The 20,315-nt window shown below is 43.8% G+C and carries 18 protein-coding genes; 3 read left to right on the plus strand and 15 right to left on the minus strand.

Annotation, left to right across the window (positions count from 1 at the left end):
* Nucleotides 1–17: 17 nt before the first annotated feature.
* From era to rpoE, 10 genes are all read right to left on the minus strand, one after another.
* On the minus strand, nucleotides 18–917 hold the full coding sequence (gene era / locus LU361_RS01470) for a GTPase Era (RefSeq protein WP_233086541.1): 900 nt from the start codon (nucleotides 915–917) through the stop codon (nucleotides 18–20).
* The gene (gene rnc, locus LU361_RS01475; RefSeq protein ID WP_434064649.1) at nucleotides 910–1,614 is read right to left on the minus strand and encodes a ribonuclease III; all 705 of its coding nucleotides are present in this window, start codon (nucleotides 1,612–1,614) and stop codon (nucleotides 910–912) included. The genes era and rnc overlap by 8 nt, the downstream gene beginning before the upstream one ends.
* Nucleotides 1,595–2,029: a DUF4845 domain-containing protein gene (locus LU361_RS01480; RefSeq protein WP_233086542.1), complete on the minus strand. Its 435-nt coding sequence runs from the start codon at nucleotides 2,027–2,029 to the stop codon at nucleotides 1,595–1,597. Before LU361_RS01480 ends, rnc begins: the two co-directional genes overlap by 20 nt.
* A gap of 120 nt (nucleotides 2,030–2,149) precedes the next feature.
* Nucleotides 2,150–3,001 carry a signal peptidase I gene (gene lepB, locus LU361_RS01485; RefSeq protein WP_233086543.1) on the minus strand — a complete coding sequence of 284 codons (852 nt, stop codon included), beginning with the start codon at nucleotides 2,999–3,001 and terminating at the stop codon, nucleotides 2,150–2,152.
* Between the two features lie 52 nt (nucleotides 3,002–3,053).
* Entirely contained in the window at nucleotides 3,054–4,853 is a 1,800-nt protein-coding gene (lepA, locus tag LU361_RS01490) for a translation elongation factor 4 (protein ID WP_233086544.1), read from the minus strand.
* A gap of 240 nt (nucleotides 4,854–5,093) precedes the next feature.
* On the minus strand, nucleotides 5,094–6,479 hold the full coding sequence (locus LU361_RS01495) for a DegQ family serine endoprotease (RefSeq protein WP_233086545.1): 1,386 nt from the start codon (nucleotides 6,477–6,479) through the stop codon (nucleotides 5,094–5,096).
* Nucleotides 6,480–6,904: 425 nt separating this feature from the next.
* The gene (locus LU361_RS01500; protein ID WP_233086546.1) at nucleotides 6,905–7,375 is read right to left on the minus strand and encodes a SoxR reducing system RseC family protein; all 471 of its coding nucleotides are present in this window, start codon (nucleotides 7,373–7,375) and stop codon (nucleotides 6,905–6,907) included.
* Nucleotides 7,376–7,482: 107 nt separating this feature from the next.
* Nucleotides 7,483–8,433 (minus strand): MucB/RseB C-terminal domain-containing protein, encoded by a 951-nt coding sequence (locus LU361_RS01505; RefSeq protein ID WP_233086547.1) that lies wholly within the window; start codon nucleotides 8,431–8,433, stop codon nucleotides 7,483–7,485.
* 161 nt (nucleotides 8,434–8,594) lie between these two features.
* A complete protein-coding gene (locus tag LU361_RS01510; protein ID WP_233086548.1) occupies nucleotides 8,595–9,314 on the minus strand; it encodes a sigma-E factor negative regulatory protein in 720 nt (239 codons plus the stop codon).
* Between the two features lie 195 nt (nucleotides 9,315–9,509).
* Nucleotides 9,510–10,094 carry an RNA polymerase sigma factor RpoE gene (rpoE, locus tag LU361_RS01515; protein ID WP_233086549.1) on the minus strand — a complete coding sequence of 195 codons (585 nt, stop codon included), beginning with the start codon at nucleotides 10,092–10,094 and terminating at the stop codon, nucleotides 9,510–9,512.
* Nucleotides 10,095–10,581: 487 nt separating this feature from the next.
* Between rpoE and nadB the strand changes: the two genes are divergently transcribed.
* Nucleotides 10,582–12,210, plus strand: a complete 1,629-nt coding sequence (gene nadB / locus LU361_RS01520) for an L-aspartate oxidase (protein WP_233086550.1) — start codon at nucleotides 10,582–10,584, stop codon at nucleotides 12,208–12,210.
* Between the two features lie 85 nt (nucleotides 12,211–12,295).
* Here the strand turns inward: nadB and LU361_RS01525 are convergent, their stop codons facing one another.
* The 3 genes from LU361_RS01525 to LU361_RS01535 form a co-directional block, all read right to left on the minus strand.
* Nucleotides 12,296–13,411, minus strand: coding sequence for a lactonase family protein (locus LU361_RS01525; protein ID WP_233086551.1), 1,116 nt, complete (start codon nucleotides 13,409–13,411; stop codon nucleotides 12,296–12,298).
* 704 nt (nucleotides 13,412–14,115) lie between these two features.
* Nucleotides 14,116–15,183: an RNA 3'-terminal phosphate cyclase gene (rtcA, locus tag LU361_RS01530; RefSeq protein ID WP_233086552.1), complete on the minus strand. Its 1,068-nt coding sequence runs from the start codon at nucleotides 15,181–15,183 to the stop codon at nucleotides 14,116–14,118.
* Between the two features lie 101 nt (nucleotides 15,184–15,284).
* Nucleotides 15,285–16,502 (minus strand): RtcB family protein, encoded by a 1,218-nt coding sequence (locus tag LU361_RS01535; protein ID WP_233086553.1) that lies wholly within the window; start codon nucleotides 16,500–16,502, stop codon nucleotides 15,285–15,287.
* Nucleotides 16,503–16,769: 267 nt separating this feature from the next.
* Here LU361_RS01535 and rtcR point away from each other — a divergent pair, with 267 nt between their 5' ends.
* Nucleotides 16,770–18,362, plus strand: a complete 1,593-nt coding sequence (gene rtcR / locus LU361_RS01540; protein ID WP_233086554.1) for an RNA repair transcriptional activator RtcR — start codon at nucleotides 16,770–16,772, stop codon at nucleotides 18,360–18,362.
* A gap of 39 nt (nucleotides 18,363–18,401) precedes the next feature.
* On the opposite strand, the gene LU361_RS01545 is transcribed toward rtcR, so the two are convergent.
* Together LU361_RS01545 and LU361_RS01550 are read right to left on the minus strand one after the other, a co-directional pair.
* Nucleotides 18,402–18,785 (minus strand): hypothetical protein, encoded by a 384-nt coding sequence (locus LU361_RS01545; RefSeq protein WP_233086555.1) that lies wholly within the window; start codon nucleotides 18,783–18,785, stop codon nucleotides 18,402–18,404.
* 25 nt (nucleotides 18,786–18,810) lie between these two features.
* Nucleotides 18,811–19,062: an FAD assembly factor SdhE gene (locus LU361_RS01550; RefSeq protein ID WP_233086556.1), complete on the minus strand. Its 252-nt coding sequence runs from the start codon at nucleotides 19,060–19,062 to the stop codon at nucleotides 18,811–18,813.
* Between the two features lie 162 nt (nucleotides 19,063–19,224).
* Between LU361_RS01550 and ygfZ the strand changes: the two genes are divergently transcribed.
* Nucleotides 19,225–20,268 carry a CAF17-like 4Fe-4S cluster assembly/insertion protein YgfZ gene (gene ygfZ, locus LU361_RS01555; RefSeq protein ID WP_233086557.1) on the plus strand — a complete coding sequence of 348 codons (1,044 nt, stop codon included), beginning with the start codon at nucleotides 19,225–19,227 and terminating at the stop codon, nucleotides 20,266–20,268.
* Nucleotides 20,269–20,315: the final 47 nt, after the last annotated feature.

Genomic DNA, 20,315 nt, shown 5'->3' on the forward strand with positions numbered 1-20,315 from the left:
GAAGGCAAACCCAAGCGCTATTCTAAGTCGTTATAGCCCAAACTGCGCAGGGCTCGTTCGTCATCAGACCAACCGGATTTAATTTTAACCCACAGATTCAACATAACTTTGGAATCAAACAAGCTTTCTAAATCCATTCGAGCTTGCTGACCAATTTGTTTTATCTTTTCACCTTTCTCGCCGATCAAGATTCGCTTTTGGCCATTACGTTCAACCAAAATTAAAGCACTGATTGTCAGTAGTGCACCCTCGTAGGAAAACTCTTCAATCTCAACCGTCATTTGGTAAGGTAATTCATCACCAAGTTGACGCGTAATTTTTTCTCTGACAATTTCCGCCGCAATAAATCGGCTGCTGCGATCGGTTATTTGATCTTCGGGAAACAAGAATTGCCCCTCGGGCATGTATTGGGCAACGAGAGATTCTAAACGCTCAAGATTGTTATTGCGTAACGCAGAAATTGGTACAACGTGATCAGGATTTAATTCTTGCGTTAAAAATTCCAAGTGAGGAAGTAGCGCGTCTTTGCTCTCAAGCTGATCAATCTTATTAACCGCAATAATAACTGGGCTAGAAGAGTTTTTCAGTTGTTTAACAACCCACTCGTCTTCCGCAGTCCAAGCAAGGCGATCCACCACAAACACGATCAAATCGACATCTTTAAACGCGGTGGTAGCGGCTTTATTCATGTAGCGATTAATCGCTTTATTTTGACCGAGATGAATTCCTGGCGTATCGACAAAAATCATTTGGGTATTATTTTCAGTTTTAATACCCAAAAAGTTGTGCCGAGTGGTTTGCGGTTTACGCGAGGTAATACTGAGCTTCTGGCCGATTAAATGGTTCAACAACGTTGATTTGCCAACATTGGGGCGCCCGACAATTGCAACGTAACCACATTGAGTTGATTCAACCATTTTTCTCTGCCTTTATTGCATTCAACGCGAGCTGAGCCGCCTTTTTCTCAGCTTGTTTCTTATTTTTTGCCGATGCCGTAAACGGCTGGCTAAACCCTTGGATCTCACAACTGACGGTAATGACCTGATTATGCGCCTCTCCTTCCAGGGTTTCTATGCCGTATTTTGGCAGAGGAGCGCCACACGCCTGCAAGTATTCTTGTAGCTGGGTTTTAGGGTCTTTTCCAGTTTGTGCCAACTCTAAACTGTCGAGCCGGCTGCCGAACCAATTTAGAACCACCTTTCGGCTGGTTTCAAATCCAGACTCTAAATAGATACCGGCAATAATTGACTCTACCGCATCGGCGAGAATCGAATCCCGACGAAAGCCACCGCTTTTCAATTCACCTTCGCCCATAATCAAGCAATCACCCAATTCGAACTCGCGGGCAATTTGGGCCAGCGTTTCACCTTTAACAAGGGAGGAGCGAATTCGGGTCAGTTCGCCTTCTGTGGCGTTGGTGAATTTTTCATACAAGCGCTCACCAATGAACATTCCAAGTAAAGAATCACCTAGAAATTCTAACCGTTCATTGTTGTTGGCACCGAAGCTTCGATGAGTCAGCGCCTGTTGTAAAATAGAGGAATTTTGAAATGTATAACCTAAACGTTTTTGCAAACGTTCGAGAAGAATCGGATTATTTACCAATGGGATCACAGCATTTATCGGGGAATTTGCTATCAAGCTGGTTATTGAACGTCAGTAAAACATCAACGTTAAAAAACATGGGAATTCGTTTTTCGTAATTGATGTTAATAATGACGCGACCATCTTGACGTTTAACTTCTATATTGTCGTTGGGTATGTCACGAATGTTATTAATACGCAGGGTATTACTCAAATTTGAGCGAAGCTCAGAAACACTTTTTGATTCAATGCCTTCTGGCGTTATCGCAAGCTCTTGAAGCTTAGAACGCAAGGTTTGGTTATCGATGTAACTCGGAACAATCTTAAACGCTTGAGAGGCTACCAACCCGACAATAACGATAACAACTAACCAGCTCGACATGCCCATCCCCAACTGAGATTTTAAACTGGGATACTTCGCACGCTTGTGAATATTTAAACTCATTTACCAACACTCCCAAAGTTCAACCTTGGTGAATCTTCAAACCGGATCGTTGTTTGTGTACTGCACATTTACCGACACGCTGTAAGAATAATTTTTCAAACAGCGCAATTCAATGACGGATTACTCAATTGCACCCGTACGGCTAAATGACGGCACACTGAATAGAGAATCCCAATGCATCCAGATCGCCACCGCCTTACCGACAATGTTTTCTTCGGGCACTTGTCCCCACGCACGGCTATCGCTGCTGTTATCTCGGTTGTCACCCATCATAAAATAATGGCCTTCATCGACAACCCAGCTACCGTCGGTAGAACGTATTGGTCTGTTGGCGCGCACTAGCTTACGCATTGGGTGTTCATAACCACTCAAGCTTTCTGTCATTACGGCGTAATCGCCAAACTGGTTAGAAACAGATTCTACAAACTGCTGGGGCTGTTTTTCGCCATTAATGTATAAAACATTATTTCTCAAGACGATTTTATCGCCTGGCAAGCCGATGACACGCTTAATAAAATACTCTTTCTTTCCTGGCGGGAAAAATACCATCACATCGCCGCGCTCAGGCTCATTGATATCGATGATTTTGTTTCTGAAAACAGGAAGGCGAATACCGTAGGTGTATTTATTGACCAAAATAAAATCACCCACTTCTAGGGTAGGCACCATAGATTCCGACGGTATTTGGAAAGGCTCGTACAGAAAAGACCGGAGCACAAAGACTACGGCGAGCACGGGGAAAAACGATTTCGAGTATTCGACTAACAAAGGCTCCCGAGACGCCACACCCATAGCCGACTGGTACGCTGCATTTTTCTCAAGCGCCTGTTCATCTGATGTATCGAACTGCGAATTTACCGTAGCAATGGCCGTTTTTCGTTTTGCTGATAAAAATGCGATATCAAATAGCCAGATCAATCCAGATCCAACGACAAGAATCATCAAGATGAGGGGAAAATTAATAGAATCCATGGTTTTTAATTACTGCCCAGTATTTAGGTCACAACAAACTAAGATCAATCTATCAGGAATCAACTTTCAATACGGCTAAGAAAGCATCCTGCGGTATTTCAACACGTCCTACCTGCTTCATACGCTTTTTACCTGCTTTCTGTTTTTCAAGCAGCTTTTTCTTACGTGTAACGTCACCGCCATAACATTTGGCCGTCACATTCTTTCTCAATGCTTTGACCGTGGTTCGCGCAACAACTTGACCACCAATCGCCGCTTGAATAGCAACATCAAACATCTGCCGAGGAATAAGCTCTTTCATTTTCTCAGCCAGAGCACGACCCTTGTACTGAGCGTTATCACGGTGAACAATAATTGCCAACGCGTCGACACGCTCTGAGTTGATTAGTACGTCCAATCGCACCAAATTGGCGGCTTCAAAACGGCTGAACGAGTAGTCCAAAGACGCAAATCCGCGGCTAACGGATTTCAATCGGTCGAAGAAATCCATCACCACTTCATTCATAGGCAGATCGTATTTCACCGACACCTGGCTACCCATGTATTGAAGATCAGTTTGAATACCGCGTTTTTCAACGCACAAGGTAATTACCGCGCCTAAATGCTCGTTCGGTACCAAAATGCTGGCTTCGCAGATTGGCTCTCGCATTTCTTCAATGTAACTGTTGTCTGGGAGCTTTGACGGGTTATCGACGTAAACGGTTTCTCCGTCATTTTTAACAACTTCGTAAACCACCGTTGGTGCTGTGGTAATGAGATCGAGATCGTATTCACGCTCTAACCGTTCTTGAATGATTTCCATGTGCAACATGCCGAGGAAACCACAACGGAAACCAAAACCCAGGGCATCGGAACTCTCAGGTTCGAAGAACAAGGAGGCGTCATTCAAGGTAAGTTTGGACAGTGCGTCTCGGAAAGACTCGTAATCGTCGGATGAAACCGGGAACATTCCGGCATAAACCTGAGGCTTAATTTTTTGGAAACCAGGCAGAGATTCAACGTCAGCGGACTGGTTGTGGGTTAACGTATCACCCACGGGTGCACCGTGAATATCTTTAATACCTGCTACGACAAAACCTACTTCACCGGCACGGAGGAATTTTTTCTCAACGCGCTTAGGAGTGAATATACCCACGCTGTCTACCACGTGAGCCTTGCCAATAGACTTGGCAATAATCTTATCTTTGACCGACAAAGTCCCTTGGGTTACGCGCACCAAAGACACCACACCAAGATAATTATCGAACCAAGAATCAATGATCAATGCTTGTAAGGGTGCATCGTGCTCACCTTCTGGCGGTGGCACTTTGGCAACTAACAATTCGAGCACATCTTCAATGCCCATGCCCGATTTTGCACTGCAAGGGACCGCTTCGGTTGCATCAATACCGATGATATTTTCAATTTCTTCGGCAACGCGTTCGGGTTCTGCTTGAGGCAAATCCATTTTGTTTAGAACTGGCAGAACTTCAAGGCCTTGCTCTACGGCGGTATAACAGTTGGCAACAGATTGAGCTTCCACACCTTGAGCAGCATCGACAACCAGTAAGGCACCTTCACAGGCGGCTAACGAGCGAGAAACTTCATAGGTAAAATCGACATGCCCTGGCGTATCAATGAAATTTAACTGATACGTTTTGCCATCTTTTGCTGTGTAATCAAGGGTTACGCTTTGAGCCTTAATGGTGATACCGCGCTCACGCTCGATATCCATTGAGTCAAGAACTTGCTGTTCCATCTCACGTTCAGATAAGCCACCGCAGATTTGGATAAAACGGTCTGCAATGGTGGATTTCCCATGATCGATATGAGCAATAATCGAAAAATTACGTATGTGGCTTAGATCTGTCACTATGTTTTTAAATACCGCTTAAACTGGGGAACATGACGTGTTTTTAATCCAACAACCGGTTAAAAACACACCGCTTAGACGCCTACACTATTAGATATAGCGCCTTTAAATTAGCGCGCAAGTCTACAGCATTTAGTACAACGGAGCTACGAGGAATGACAGTTCTCCAGAGCCCGAACACGTCATGGCGTCTGGAGAACGGTACACATTAGGAAAAACGACGAAGGAATTGAATAATTTCTAGGGTGTAGCGATCGTTCTAAAAACTGGCGTCCCATTTCGAACGAATCGAATAGGTAACAAGCTATCTGAAGGTAGATTATCTTCCACATCTTGGAAGTTATTCAGGTTACTGATCGCCTTGAAACCGATTTGAGTAATAACATCGCCTTCTTGGATTCCAGCTTCTGCTGCTGGCCCATTCGGGCTGACTGAGCGAACCACCACGCCTTCGTTAATATCGAACTGATTGGCTAATTCACGGGTCAGGTTATCAACCACCATACCCAACTTACTGTTATCGGAAGAACCGCCAAAGCTGTCATCGCCAGCGAAGGCAACGCCACTGTCTAAAGCGGTAACCGTTACGTCCAGTAATTTCTTACGACCTTCACGGATAACTTGCATTTCTACCGTATCACCCGGCGTGGTAATACCAACCGCGTGAGGCAAATCGCCGGATTCAATGATTTTTTGGCCGTTAAAACGGGTAATAATATCGCCGTTTTGAACACCTGCTGTCTGAGCCGGGCTGCCAGGTTCTACTCGCGCGACAAGTGCACCCTCAGGCTTTTTCAAACCAAAAGAGTCAGCTAACGACTTATCGACTTCTTGAATCATGACACCAAGCCATCCACGATCAACACGACCTTTTGACTTAAGTTGATCAACCACATTCAAAGCAACACTGGCAGGGATAGCGAACGACAAGCCGATTGAACCGCCTGAACGGGTGTAGATTTGGGAGTTAATACCGACAACTTCACCCTTAAGATTAAACAAAGGCCCGCCCGAGTTACCCGGATTAATCGCGACGTCAGTCTGGATGAATGGAACGTAATTACCATTTTCTTCCGATGGAATACTGCGACCAATGGCACTGACAATTCCGGCACTCGCTGAGAAATCGAGACCAAAAGGAGAACCAATCGCCAATACCCAATCGCCCACTCTCAGCTCTTTAGGTTCGGCAAAATTAAGATACGGCAGCTTTTTGGCATCGACTTTTAACAGTGCGAGATCTGATCGCGGATCGGTACCAATCAATTCGGCGATGAATTCACGGCGATCCTGCAAGCGAACCACAATTTCGTCAGCGTCTTCGATAACGTGATTGTTAGTAAGCAGGTAGCCATCGCTAGAAACTAAGAAACCTGAGCCGATAGAGCGATGTTCGCGCTCGGGCACACTGCGAGGATCAAAGAAGTGTCGGAAAATTTCTGGCAACTGCTGCCGGTCTGGAACGATCGATTGAGAAGAACGTTTTGATCGCGACACTGTATTTATTTTTACCACTGCGGGGCTTGTGTCTTCTACGATATCAGCAAAGTTTGGAAGTCTTTGCGAATGACTTGAGGTAGAAAAAACCAACACTATAAAAGCGATAGCAACAATTGGCCAACGCATCCATTTTCCTCCTAAAAATTTTTCAGACAGCTAATGTTCCAGTGATTACATCCCTAAAGATAGACCGCAACCACCCACACTTCTGAAAACACTAAAATAACTCGGTATTTAACATGAATTAGCAAAAGCTTGCCATGATTCCCTCTCAGGTTTTCACTGAAAGGCAGTATCTATTTGGTTAACTATGTTATTGAAAGTTCAACTATTAATGATTTATTCGTAAATAGAAATCGAAAAGTGACAGGATCATTTAAGATAAGAAGATAGAGACAAATTAATGATGGTAGCAACGATGAATGCACCGTGAATATTAGCGATACATCCCAATAAGAGCACGCAAGAGCTTTGCCTTTTAAAGAAGAGAATTCGAACAACTAATCCAAGTACAGTGCGAAACACCACTATTGAATACGCTGTTTTCAGCGTTATTTAGCGCCTTCGGCCCAATAGACTACGTCTTCGTCGGCCTCAACTAATACCGGCTCCAGAGACTGGCTTTTACCGTATACATTCAACACCTTACGGGTAAATAGAGCACCAGCTACCAAACCAACCGCTCCAGTCAACACAGTATAAGCCTCCGCCAAAGCAAGAGAATGACCGACAAATATGCCAACCATTAAAAATACGAGTGGCAATAAATACAACGCGAGCGAGGTTTTCAGCAACACATCTTCGCCAATAGCAATGGTTACTGTATCGTCGATTTGATACTTGGAATGATCGCGCCCGTTCAAATCCACACGAATAAACCCAGGCTCTTGACCCCATTTAGAAAGTAACGACTGGCCACAGCCTTTCTCGGCTGAACACGTCGAACAAGCAGACTTACGAATCGTCTGAACCCACAAATGGTCTTCTTCAACGGAAACAACACGGCCACTTTCTTTAATCACAAATCACCTGACGTAATATTCAACAATAGATTAGGCTAACACTCACACCAAAAAGATTTCCAACCACGACACCTAACAGCAGCTTACAGTTGGATAGTTACTATACGCTATCTGCGAGCAAGAGGAATCACAGCCGAGGCTACTTTCTGAGCCGTGGTTTTAGGAACCTCACCAACAATCGAGACTTGATAAGGCTCGCCGGCAATCACAATCTTATCGAGATAAACTAAAGTGCCGCCGCGGCGCGCTTCACCTTCAAGGGTTTTTCTGCCCAGCACTCGGCTCACAAACACTGAAAAACGACTCATACCATCGCTAAAAGCGAGCATTTCAGCAGAATCCGTCACTTTCGCAGAAATCAACTGGAAACCACTGGGCACCCAACCCAGTCGCCAATGCGCTAAATCCGCAGTCTGCACACAACCGCCGAGCAACAAAACTTCGTCGCGCTTGGGCTCAATAAGCTCATCAACGACTTCAGCTGTGTTAGTAACCGGTTGGAAATCGATAAATTGGAACCGCTCAAGCATACGGTTGCCCGAAATGGTCGCCATCATTAAGGGCATTGCCGTTTCGGTATCGAGAGCAAGACGGTAACCGTAGCGAAACTCATCGCGAGGTAATGCATTGACTATGTATACCGAACGGTCTGCGACACGATCCTCCCCCACTAATTTCAGGAGGTAATGACTGTCGAGAGAATCATCCGTGCGCGGCAACAGGGTTTGCTGTGAAAGGTCCTCGCGAGCGCACAAGCTGGCGTCGGATCGTTGAACAATAGCATTTGCTGAACCAGTCAGATGTTTGAACCGGTTAGCTTCAACGTCGTTAATAACCTGATGAGTTATTCGAATGGGGTCCAAATTACCTGAGTGCTCATGGGTAAAAATTCCGTTGTAGCTCAACTGAGTCAACGCTTGCCCCATTTGTTGAAACAGACTCAAGGCAGCCTCGTCTGATGACGCAGTATTGATCTCCGCTTCAGCAGTAACCGCAACCGACCAACTCAGTAATATTCCCCAACCTATTTTAGGTAAATATTGATTTAACCCTTTCAACCCTTCGCCTCAACCAATCAGGTGATTAATACAATAAAAGTGACTGCATCATTTTGATAACAAATACTTGATTTCGCTAATCAACAAGCACAAAAAAAGGCTTCAATCGAAGCCCTTTAACGTTACAACAGTTGGATACACTTCAACAATAAAACAAAATTCTATTCTTCGATTTGAGCAGGCTTCGATGTTTCAAGCTCAACACGAGGTACACGCTCAAAAGGAATGTTACCTTCAGCAACAACACCGGTATTTGCGTGTTCAGCCATTAATTGCTGTAAAAACTCTTCAACCGCAGGATTAGCTACTTCAGACTCAGTGCGAGGGATAAAAATCACTGGCTGAGCATTGCGACGTTGCGATTCGTACTGCTGGCTATCGGTACTAACGGTGCGAGCATTCAAACCGTTGGTGCCGTAACCAATAGGTAGATTAGCCGTATCTGCCGCAGGCGCTTCAACTGCTGGCGCTACAGTATTGTTCGCAAGGTTCTCTTGAACAAGTTCGTCTTGTTGGTAGTTATCAACCACAAACACAGCAACAACAGCAACTGAGGCCGCGATAGCCGCTTTACCAAAATTACTGATGATGGCACCGAAACGCGACGGCTTAGCGTCATTAGCAGCAGTTTCAATTGCAGGCTCTTCTGCAATCATTTCAGAAATGCCTTTACTCAAGTCAATGCCTTGATAACTGCTGGTTTCAGAGTGCATGATCTGACTCGCTAATTGATAGCGACTCCAGGTGTCTCGCACTTCTTGGCTTTCGCCATTTTGCAACAGGCGGCGCAGTTCAAGCTCGGAAGCTTCGCCATCCATAAGAGCGGATAAAGATTGTTTCAAAGACTCATCAAACTGTGATTTATCGTTGGACTGTGCCATATAAACGAACTCGGATCTTGTAGTTGTCTGACATTTTATTGTCGGAAATTCAGCTCAATCTCGCTCACTCCACATAATAAATGCGGTACTTCCGATAGGCGAACCATTAATCTAAGCTGAACGCTTCTGTTGTTAATGGACTCACACTCTACGAATTGGTTCACAAAGATTGTCAGTTTTTTGCAATTTTCTTCCTTAATTGACCAACGGACGAATTGCTTTATCAATTGCTTCACGAGCGCGGAAGATACGCGAGCGAACAGTACCGACAGGACACTCCATAACTTCGGCAATGTCCTCGTAACTCAGACCTTCCATTTCTCGTAAAGTTAGTGCGGTTCTCAAATCTTCTGGCAATCCAGCAATGGTATCGTTCACCACCTTGTGCAACTGATCTCTCATCATGGCGCCTTCGGGAGATTCAATATCTCGAAGCGGCTCACTGCCATCGTAGAAATCGGCTTCATCTACATCGATATCCGACGCAGGCGGCCTTCTACCGCGAGAAACCAAGTGGTTTTTTGCTGTATTGATCGCTATTCGATACAGCCAGGTATAAAAAGCACTGTCACCGCGAAAGTTTCCCAGCGCGCGATAAGCTTTTATAAAAGCTTCCTGAACAACATCGTACACTTCAGCGTTGTCTTTGATATATCGACCAACAATGGCGATTATTTTGTGTTGGTATTTTAAAACCAACATATCAAAAGCACGCTTATCACCTTTCTGTACTCGCTCAACCAATTGTTGATCGGAATTAGGCGTGGCTTGGCCCGTCATTCATCACTCCAAAATTGCCTGTTTAGGCAAGCTCTTACTTAATAGGGCTCATGCTCCTAATACTACGCCTACAATATAAGGGCAAAATCTCCAACTCAAAGTCAACTCAGTGTATAAATTAGCAAAAATTTGAAGATTCGGCCTATTTGGAATTTTTTAACCGAGTCTCAAGCAGCTAGAATTCGACACATTTAACATAGTACATGACTGTGAGTATAAATATTATTCGATACAAACTGTAGCAATTCGCTGACTAATTCGGCACGTATATCAACAAAAGTATGATAGATAATTATTTTTAGCCACATACGAATTGCACCTTAGGACTAGAAATACTCGATTAAGTTCTTTATCTTGATCTAAGATTTACTGTCTGAAAATACTTCTACCCTTCAATAACCCATTGACCTGTTTAATATCTTTATACTTTTTCCGACTGCAGTAATAAAATCGTCACACACCAAGACCTCCCGAGTTCAAGCTAACTATGACCAAAAATATTTTTCACGATGTGCTGATCATTGGCTCCGGCGCAGCAGGATTAACCACCGCGCTGCATATACCCGAAAACTACTCCGTGGCAGTAATCAGCAAAGGCGAACTCAGTGAAGGCTCAACACAGTGGGCACAAGGTGGAATTGCCGCTGTGCTAGATAATGAAGATACCGTCGACAAACACGTCAGTGACACCCTGATTGCTGGCGGTGGTCTGTGTCACGAATCAGCTGTACGTTTTACCGTTGAAAACAGCAAAGAAGCCATCGAATGGTTGATTGAGCAAGGCGTAGAGTTCACCAAAGATTCCTCCAATGACAACTACCACCTAACAAAAGAAGGTGGTCACACTCACCGAAGAATTATCCACAGCGCCGACGCTACCGGGCGCGCTGTGCACGGTACACTGATCGACGCGGTAAAAAAGAAACCCAATATCGAGTTCTTTACCAATCAAATCGCCATTGATCTGGTCACACAAGCCGACGCAGACTCTCCCAAATATCGCTGCACAGGGGCTTATATCTACAACCGAAACACTGACGCGGTGACTCTGTTCCAAGCAAAGGTCGTCATCTTGGCAACCGGAGGCAGCAGTAAAGTTTACCTGTATACCAGTAACCCCGACGGCAGCAGCGGCGACGGCATTGCAATGGCCTGGCGCGCCGGATGCAGAATTGCCAACATGGAATTCAATCAATTCCATCCAACCTGTTTGTACCACCCCAACGCTAAGACGTTTTTGTTAACGGAAGCTTTGCGTGGCGAAGGTGCGCACTTGATTTTGCCCAATGGCGATCGATTTATGGATCGCTTCCATAAACTCAAAGAGCTGGCACCAAGAGACGTGGTCGCTCGCGCCATCGACCACGAAATGAAGCGCCTGGGTTGTGATTGTGTCTTTTTGGATATTTCCCATAAATCCGAAGATTTTATCGCCAGCCACTTCCCAACCGTGAAAGCCGAGTGCTTAAAATACGGCATTGATATCACCAAGCAGCCAATTCCTGTAGTTCCGGCGGCTCACTATACCTGCGGCGGCGTGGTAGTCGACAAGCATGGGCGGACGGATTTGCTCAATTTGTACGCCATTGGTGAAGCCTCATTCACTGGCTTACACGGCGCCAACCGCATGGCCAGCAACTCATTATTGGAATGCATCGTTTACGGGCGATCAGCGGCTCAAGACATCATTGAACAAATTTCGAACATCAGCAAACCTGAATATCAACCAGAATGGGATGAAAGCCGAGTCACCGATTCTGATGAAGATGTTGTCATCTCGCACAACTGGGACGAGCTTCGTCGCTTTATGTGGGATTACGTAGGCATTGTTCGAACAGGAAAACGCCTAGAAAGAGCGTTGCATCGAATTAAGTTGTTGCAGCGAGAAATCAGCGACTACTATTCAAACTACAAAGTCAGCAACGATTTGATTGAGCTTAGAAATTTATCGTTAGTAGCACAGCTTATTATACGATCGGCCATGGCAAGAAAAGAGAGCCGAGGTTTGCACTACTCATTGGATTACCCAAACCTTAAACCATTTGCCAGAGACACAGTGTTGGTTCCGATTAACTTTGCCGGCCAAGACGTGATTGTAGGCAGAAGTGAAACTTAAAAACCTTGTTTTTATTTGTACCCATAAAAAAAGCCCCTAAAGTTAGGGGCTTTTTCATTAATAAAGTAGATAAACTATTTATTAATTAGAAGGTGATCAAACCGTTTGAAGAACCTGGAAGCTCATCGGTATCAGCAACTTCTTTAAGATCTGCACGACGACCTTTAACGAAGAACGCATCGATAGTACCTTCACCGTTAGTTAGGGTGTAAACAATACGACCGTTTTCAGAAAGAGCGATGTCTACTGGGAAGTTATCTTCAGTAGTAGCAGCAATGTCGTTGATTAGGCTTAAATCACCACGACGGTTAGTGCGATAGATAGAAAGAGTGTTAGTGATGGTGTTAGTTACGTAAGCAACACGACCGCCTTTGTTGAACACAACCCAACATGCAGCACGACCAGAGTTTACAACACCACCAGTAAGAACAGTCAAAGAACCGTCTTCGTTAACGTCGTAGGAAGAAACACCAGCGCCTAGACCGATGTCTGGACCGCCACCAACAGTAGCTTCAGAAACTACCAAGTGACCGAAACGGTCGAAGTCGAAACCGAAAGGAACAGGAAGAGCAGATTCAGTAGCAACCAACTCACCTGGACGACCGTCTTCAAGTACTGGGTAAGTTACGATCAAATCAGTTAGCTTCTCAGTAACAACAAGGAACTTGCCGTCTGGAGTGAAACTGATTTGCGCAGGAGCAGTACCAGTACCACTTAGTGGAGCGCTAGAGTTTGGAAGAGCTAACAACTTACCGTTACGACGAACTTTGTAACCAGCAATGTTATCAGAACCTTGGTTTACAACGTAAAGAAGGTCACCGTATTGAGCCAAGCTGATTGGCTGAGAACCTTGAGCGTCAACAGTTTGGATCAACTTAACAGACTTCTCACCAATTTTGAAAACAGAAAGGCTGTCACTACCAGTGTTAATCGCGTAAATGAAATCGCCGTTTTCGCTAACGATCAAACCGTCTTGGTTAGAAATCATTGGAGCACCGGTACCAGCACCACCAGTAGCAACTGAATCTAATTTAACAATTCCTTTTCCAGGAATGTGGGTGAAAACTAATAGCTCGTTACCTTCCGCAGCGTTAGACAAAGTCGCGATACGTGGTAGGTAATAAGCATTTGCAGCAGATACAGAAAGCACTGAGACCAGCAACATAGCTGCTGATAGCAATACATTAATTGACTTTTTCATAAGAGTTCCATGAAGAATGATTAATGGTTAAGAAAAAATACGTACTTTTGAAAATGATCTAAAAACTTAAATCAATTATTTAATTATTAGGAATTATATGGTCTTACTCACAACCGCACGCACAATATAACACAGCGTTTTTTTCAAAAATTATTTCTACAGCGTGAAAAAAAATGGTTTGTACGTTTTTTTATAATTCTATTTAGTAACCTATAAAAAATTACCTTTACCCAACCGTTTTTCTCCAAACACAATTCAGTTAAAAAAATCAATATGAATAATTCAGGTATTTGAGATTAAACCCTCATAAATCCAACAAAACCGGATAACCTTTGATCTTAATTTTCAATGGTTATTAGAAAAACTGATAGATACCCTCAATATTGACATATAACTGAAAAACTTTTGATCAAAATACACCCAAAAGCTTTACATTAAACAGCCGACTGTAAATGATCGCCAGAAAGCAAAACAATGAATTTCGTTATAACTGCGTTATTATTCTCACGAAATAATAACAACAATAAGCTGGAAACAACGCTATTTTGAGTGCCTCTAAATTATTAAAAATAATTTATCGAATAATAAAGATTAAAAATTGCCAGTCAGAAACGAAAAAAGCCCGCTTATTTCATTTAAAAGTAAGCGAGCAGAGATAAAAAGCGACAATAGTTATAAACTATTTATCTAGCATAAAATTGTTATTAACAAGCTATCGGCGATACAAAGACCTTCCATAAATTGGCCTTAAGTTTTGTGTATTTAACATCACCACCGAACAATTTAATAACATCACCGTTGGTTTTAGCGTGCAAAGTTAACTCGTTAGTTGTGAACTCACCTCCGCCACACAAGGCCAACGGCAGCATTAATTGATCCGCCAAATATTCCGATGCTTGAGCACCACTTTCCATAAGTTCACTACAACGCCGATATAATTTTTCTGCAACTTGTTCGGCAGACAATTTATGTTCGCCCAACTGCATTAGAACATTGGAATATCCTTGATTAGCAATTGTCGCAATTAATACGTTGCCCTGACCAAGAGTGTTAATTCGCTTATCTTCAGTATTAAGGTCAATGTTTTTTGCTAAATGTCGAAATTTTTCAATTTCGCGAAAATTAATCGACTTAGGAATATTACTGGAGACTGCCTGTAACTTAATATTAATGTCTTTGTCATCGTTCTTTTCGAAAACACAGGCTTTGTTTTTTTCCACATCCGAGCGTGGGTACACCGTAGCAGTCCATCGTCCACCCCCAGCCGGAGAAAAGCCGTAGCGATCTAATTCCACATCGGCATTTATTCCCAACTGTTTACAAAACACCAAAAAACTCTCGGTGATAAAATCCAACGCGGGTGCCTTTGGATTGTGAGTGCCGCCTTCAAACACAATTTCAGAAACTTGATTGGTCTTAAGAACCAAAGGCAACAACACCGTTTGAAAAACTAAACACGTACTACCTGCTGTACTGATTTTAAAACAATAGCGACCGGGCTGAACTTTTCCTGGGTAGAAAGAAATCTCATTGCTGCCTAAAAAGTCTCCTTCTACATAAGCGCCACAGATTTCTTTCGCCGCACGAACGCAGGTTAAATGTTGTCGCAGCAACCCGGGTTTCGAACGTTTTTTTCTGATATTGATCAACCGAATAGGTCGCTGCAAACAAACGGCAAGAGTTAATGAGGATCGTAAAATTTGACCACCACCTTCACCAACACTCCCGTCGATAACCAACAATGGATGCGCAACTTCCTGTAAACTATTCATAGCGTTCTATTTCTTCTAATTAAGAGGAGCCTTAAAAATTAATCAGAGACTCCTTATTATTCCTACTTGCTTTTCTTTTACGTACTCAGCCTTTTTCGTACTCAACCTTTCACACACACAACTTGTTTTAATGTGTAAACCACTTCCACCAAATCAGACTGAGCCGCCATGACTTTTTCAATGGGTTTATAAGCCGACGGAGTTTCGTCAATTACATCAGCGTCTTTCCGGCATTCAACGCCATCAGTTGCTTTTAAATGCTCTTCCATCGAAACCAGTTTCTTCGCTTTGGTTCGTGACATCACGCGGCCAGCACCGTGGCTGCAACTGCAAAAACTCTCTTGCGCACCTAATCCACGAACAATGAAAGATTTCGCTCCCATGCTGCCTGGGATAATTCCCATCTCACCTTTACGGGCTCGAACCGCACCTTTGCGCGTAACCAGCACGTCTTTTCCGTAGTGATGTTCGCGCGAAACGTAGTTGTGATGACAATTCACGGCCTCTAATTGCGCGTTAAACTCCATTCCTAGTGAGCTTTTCAATGCCGCAATCGCACGCATCATCATGACTTCACGATTAACACGGGCAAAATTTTGCGCCCAATCAACCGCTTCAATATAGTCATTAAAATGGTCGCTCCCTTCAGGCAAATACGAAAGGTCTGAATCGGGCAACTGAATCTGCCAGCGCTCCATATCTTTTTTAGCAACGTCAATAAAGTGAGTACCGATTCGATTTCCCACACCTCTGGAACCGGAATGCAACATAATCCAAACGTCTTGGTTTTCATCCAGACACACTTCCACAAAATGGTTGCCCGTTCCCAGCGTTCCCAGATGCTTCACATTATTGGTATTTTTCAGCACCTGGTGTTTTTCCTGCAAAACATCAAAGCGTTCGGACAAACCCGACCACGCAGCCGCAACATCATCGGGAATGTCACACCAGGCCCCCTTATCACGTCGGCCGCGTCTCATTGAACGGCCGTGGGGTATTGCCGCTTCCATTGCAAAGCGAACAGCGCTTAAATTATCGGGTAACTGCTTGGCGGTTAGGCTGGTTTTAACCGCCATCATGCCACAGCCGATGTCTACACCAACGGCCGCGGGAATTACCGCACCCAATGTCGGCACGACACTGCCAATAGTGGCTCCTTTCCCCAAATGGACATCTGGCATTGCCGCTACCCATTTGTGAATAAACGGCAAACGAGAAATATTTTTCAGCTGAGCCCGCGCCTTGTCTTCGAACGGAACCCCTTTTGTCCATGTTTTAATTGGCACGCCGCCATCTTGCATCACTTCATAATTAGCCATTTCTAATTCCTTATCGATTCGGCTTTGCTGTCATTCTATGTTTGAGTAACCCCAAGCGGGCCCCCCTATACAGTCACCGGTAAATAGCGATAAACGGACCAACAAAGAAAACAATGCTTAAAAACACCTAACCCACTGTTTTGATTAAATTATTTCAAAGAAGAGGAAATTATCATCATTCTGACAGACATCATTAAATATCTTTTTCGATATAACAATATCCAATAGAATATCAAGCTATTGAGTTCAATCGATACGAGCATTGAAATGAAAAGCGTTGTCTTTAGCCTTTTGGGCACCAATTTAGATTACAAAGGTAAGGGAGCAGACCGCTGGAACCGCTGGCGCCCTAACATAGCAATCTGCCAGCAGGAAACCATGATTGTGGATCGCCTAGAACTGATCTTCGACAATCACTCGCAAAAGCTCGCCGACCAAGCAACTCAAGACATCAACGCTATTTCGCCGGAAACCGACGTTGTTCATCACCGTTTAAACTTTGTTAATCCTTGGGACTTTGAAGGCGTTTTTTCCGGCCTTATGGATTTCGCCCGTAGTTATGAATTTAATACTCAAGATGAAGAATATTTAATTCACATCACCACGGGTACTCACGTTGCGCAAATTTGCTGGTATTTGTTGACAGAAGCCCATTATTTTCCCGCAAAATTACTGCAGTCATCGCCGAGCAAAGAAAGGAACGATACGATCGGCAATTATCAGATTATCGATTTAGATTTATCGAAATACGATCAAATCGCCGCTCGCTTCCAACGCGAACACACCGAAGGCGCAGCGTTCCTAAAAAGTGGCATTCATACGAATAACACTGAATTCAATAACATGATTGAACAACTCGAAAAGGTGTCTCTTCGTTCGAGTGAACCCATTTTACTCACTGGCGCAACGGGTGCGGGTAAATCTCAATTGGCAGAGCGAATTTTTGAACTGAGAAAATTACGCTCGAAATTAAAAGGCGAATTGGTCACCGTTAACTGCGCGACTCTCGCTGGTGAAAACGCTATGTCGACACTGTTCGGCCACAAAAAAGGATCGTTTACCGGTGCGACCAGTGACCGAGCGGGATTATTAAAACAAGCCAACAATGGATTACTATTTCTCGATGAAATTGGCGAACTGGGGTTAGACGAACAAGCCATGCTATTAAGAGCCATCGAAAAAAAGTCTTTTCTTCCCTTCGGCTCCGACAAAGAAATAGAAAGCAATTTTCAGCTCATTGCGGGAACCAACAAAAACCTAATTAACGCCTCAAAAAACGGCGAGTTTAGAGAAGATTTGCTAGCACGTATCGATTTATGGAGTTATCACCTACCGTCATTAAAAGACAGAATTGAAGATTTAGAACCCAACATTGAGTTTGAATTAGAAAAATTCAGCCAAAAATCAGGTTCATTAGTGTCTTTTAACAAAAGCGCAAAATCGACCTACTTAACATTCAGCAAAAGCCCACAAGCAACCTGGAACGCAAACTTTCGCGACCTAAATGCAAGCATTACTCGCATGGCAACTCTGGCAGATGGCGCGCGAATTACCGAAGACATTGTTCAAGAAGAAATAATTCGCCTCAAACATAAATGGCAACCTTACAAAACAACAACACAACAAGGCATTAATCTATTAGACTACATTGATCAAAATCGACTGGCGCAACTCGATCTGTTGGATCAATTGCAATTGCAAAGCGTCATTAAAGTTTGCCAAGAAAGCGACTCTATGGCGGATGCCGGTAGAAAACTGTTTAACGTCAGCAGAACGCAGAAAAGCTCAACCAACGATTCTCACCGAATCCGGCAATTATTATCCAAGTACGAACTGAATTTTCGCGACTTAAAACAATGACGGTTTGATCACAATGAAAAGCATTTTACTAAAAGTGTATTAACTGCATTGTCCAGTAACAATTAATGCTTTCAGTTGTTTGAATACAGGAATTCCCAACTGCTTTTTCGCCAAAATAAAATTTGCACGTCGAGAAAATAAGTTTCGTGACCGGTTATTAAAAACAAGTTTTAAAAATGAATTGCCGACAAATTGCGCCTTATAAAGGACCAAAGTTTCGATCTCATCGCCGCGTTTTATTCGCCACCCGGTTGAAGGTGAGAACAATAACACCCCGTTATAACGTTTACGATCTTGAAAATAACCATAAATACTGACACCAATGCTTAGTATTGCTAACGTCAGAATTACCGGCCAGGTGAAATTTGAAAGAAGTAAAACGCTGAGGAACAACAGTTGCACAATGGCATACTGCCAACTCATAAACGCTGGCAGCGCCAATGACACATTAATCGTCCGGCTGAAGACCGGTGTGTGAACGGATGATCTTAACAATTTTTAGAGTTCCTGGTTCTTGCGGATCTACTTTGTCGATAAACCAAGAAAACATGTCTTGATCTTCGCATTCAAGTAAAGCCCAAAACAACTCTTTGTCGCTTTGCTCAAGGGTGTCGTAGACATTATCGATAAATGGCAATAAAACCAAGTCAAGCTCTAACATACCTCGGCGTGCTGCCCAATAAAGTCGATTTTTCTCCATCACAACGTCTCGTTACTTATCTAAATTTTACTTAAGTCAGAGATTATACTGATTTATCACCGCTAAGGTTCAATTTATTACTTATCCATTGATGATCGATCATAAAAAATGTTGAAATACGCCCCGATCTAGCCAGACAGGCTAGCAGGAGAATTCAAGAAAATGACCACCTACAAACTTTGGCTAGAGTATCTAAAGCGTTGCGGCGCGAACCTTGAGAACAATTTAGTTACTTCCTACCCAAATTCAGACAACAAAGACATCAGCACTCGCTTATATGCACTGACTCATCTATCAGTCATTGCTATTCGAGGAGAGCAAGCGCAAAAGTTTCTCCAGGGGCAAGTCACCTGCGATGTAACGGCGATAACCGAGAACTCCGCTCAATTTGGCGCCCACTGCAATCCGAAAGGACGTGTCATATTTAACTTCCTAGCAGCAGGCAGACAGAACGACTATTTGCTGCGTTGCGACAACAGCATTCAGGCCATTGCCCAGAAATCACTGGGAAAATACATGGTTTTCTCGAAAGCGGATTTTGTTGAAGATGAGTGTGAATACGTTTGTATCGGGCTTAAAGGGCCGAAATCGCAAGAAATCATCGAATCTGTGTTCAAAAACAGCCCGAATATTGATCTGGAGTCAAAGTTTAACGGAGACACCGTGATCATTAAATTGTCGGACGACCAGTTTGAGCTTTGGATTAAATCCGACCAAGCCGACAGCTACTGGGAAACATTGAGCGAAACTTGCCACGTTGAGCCCACCGAGTGCTGGCAGGTGGAAGAAATTCGCCAAGGTAGAGCAACTGTCACCGAGGAAATCAGCGAAGAATTCACACCTCAGGTGATCAATCTAACCAACTTAGGCGCGGTCAGCTTCACCAAAGGCTGTTACACCGGGCAAGAAGTCGTCGCAAGAATGCAGTATCTGGGCAAACAAAAAAAGCACACCTACCGTGCCGTTACTGATATCGAAGCTTTCGCTAAAGTTGGTGACAACCTCTACACCGACGGCACCGAGCAAGCCATCGGTAAAGTGGTAAACGTTGCTTCAACCCGAGACTTCACCAAAGAATTGTTGATCTGCGTCACTGATACTGCTTTTGATACCAATTCGGTCTACTTGGACCCACAAAAAATCACCAAATTGACTTTAGCCTCCCTCCCCTATGCTATAACTAATGAACACAAAGGAGAGCAATAGCGATCTGACCTCTGGCATTGCTCGTTCGCTTTCTTCTGCATTAGCCG

Source organism: Sessilibacter corallicola, from assembly GCF_021290925.1.
GTDB classification, from domain to species: domain Bacteria; phylum Pseudomonadota; class Gammaproteobacteria; order Pseudomonadales; family Cellvibrionaceae; genus Sessilibacter; species Sessilibacter corallicola.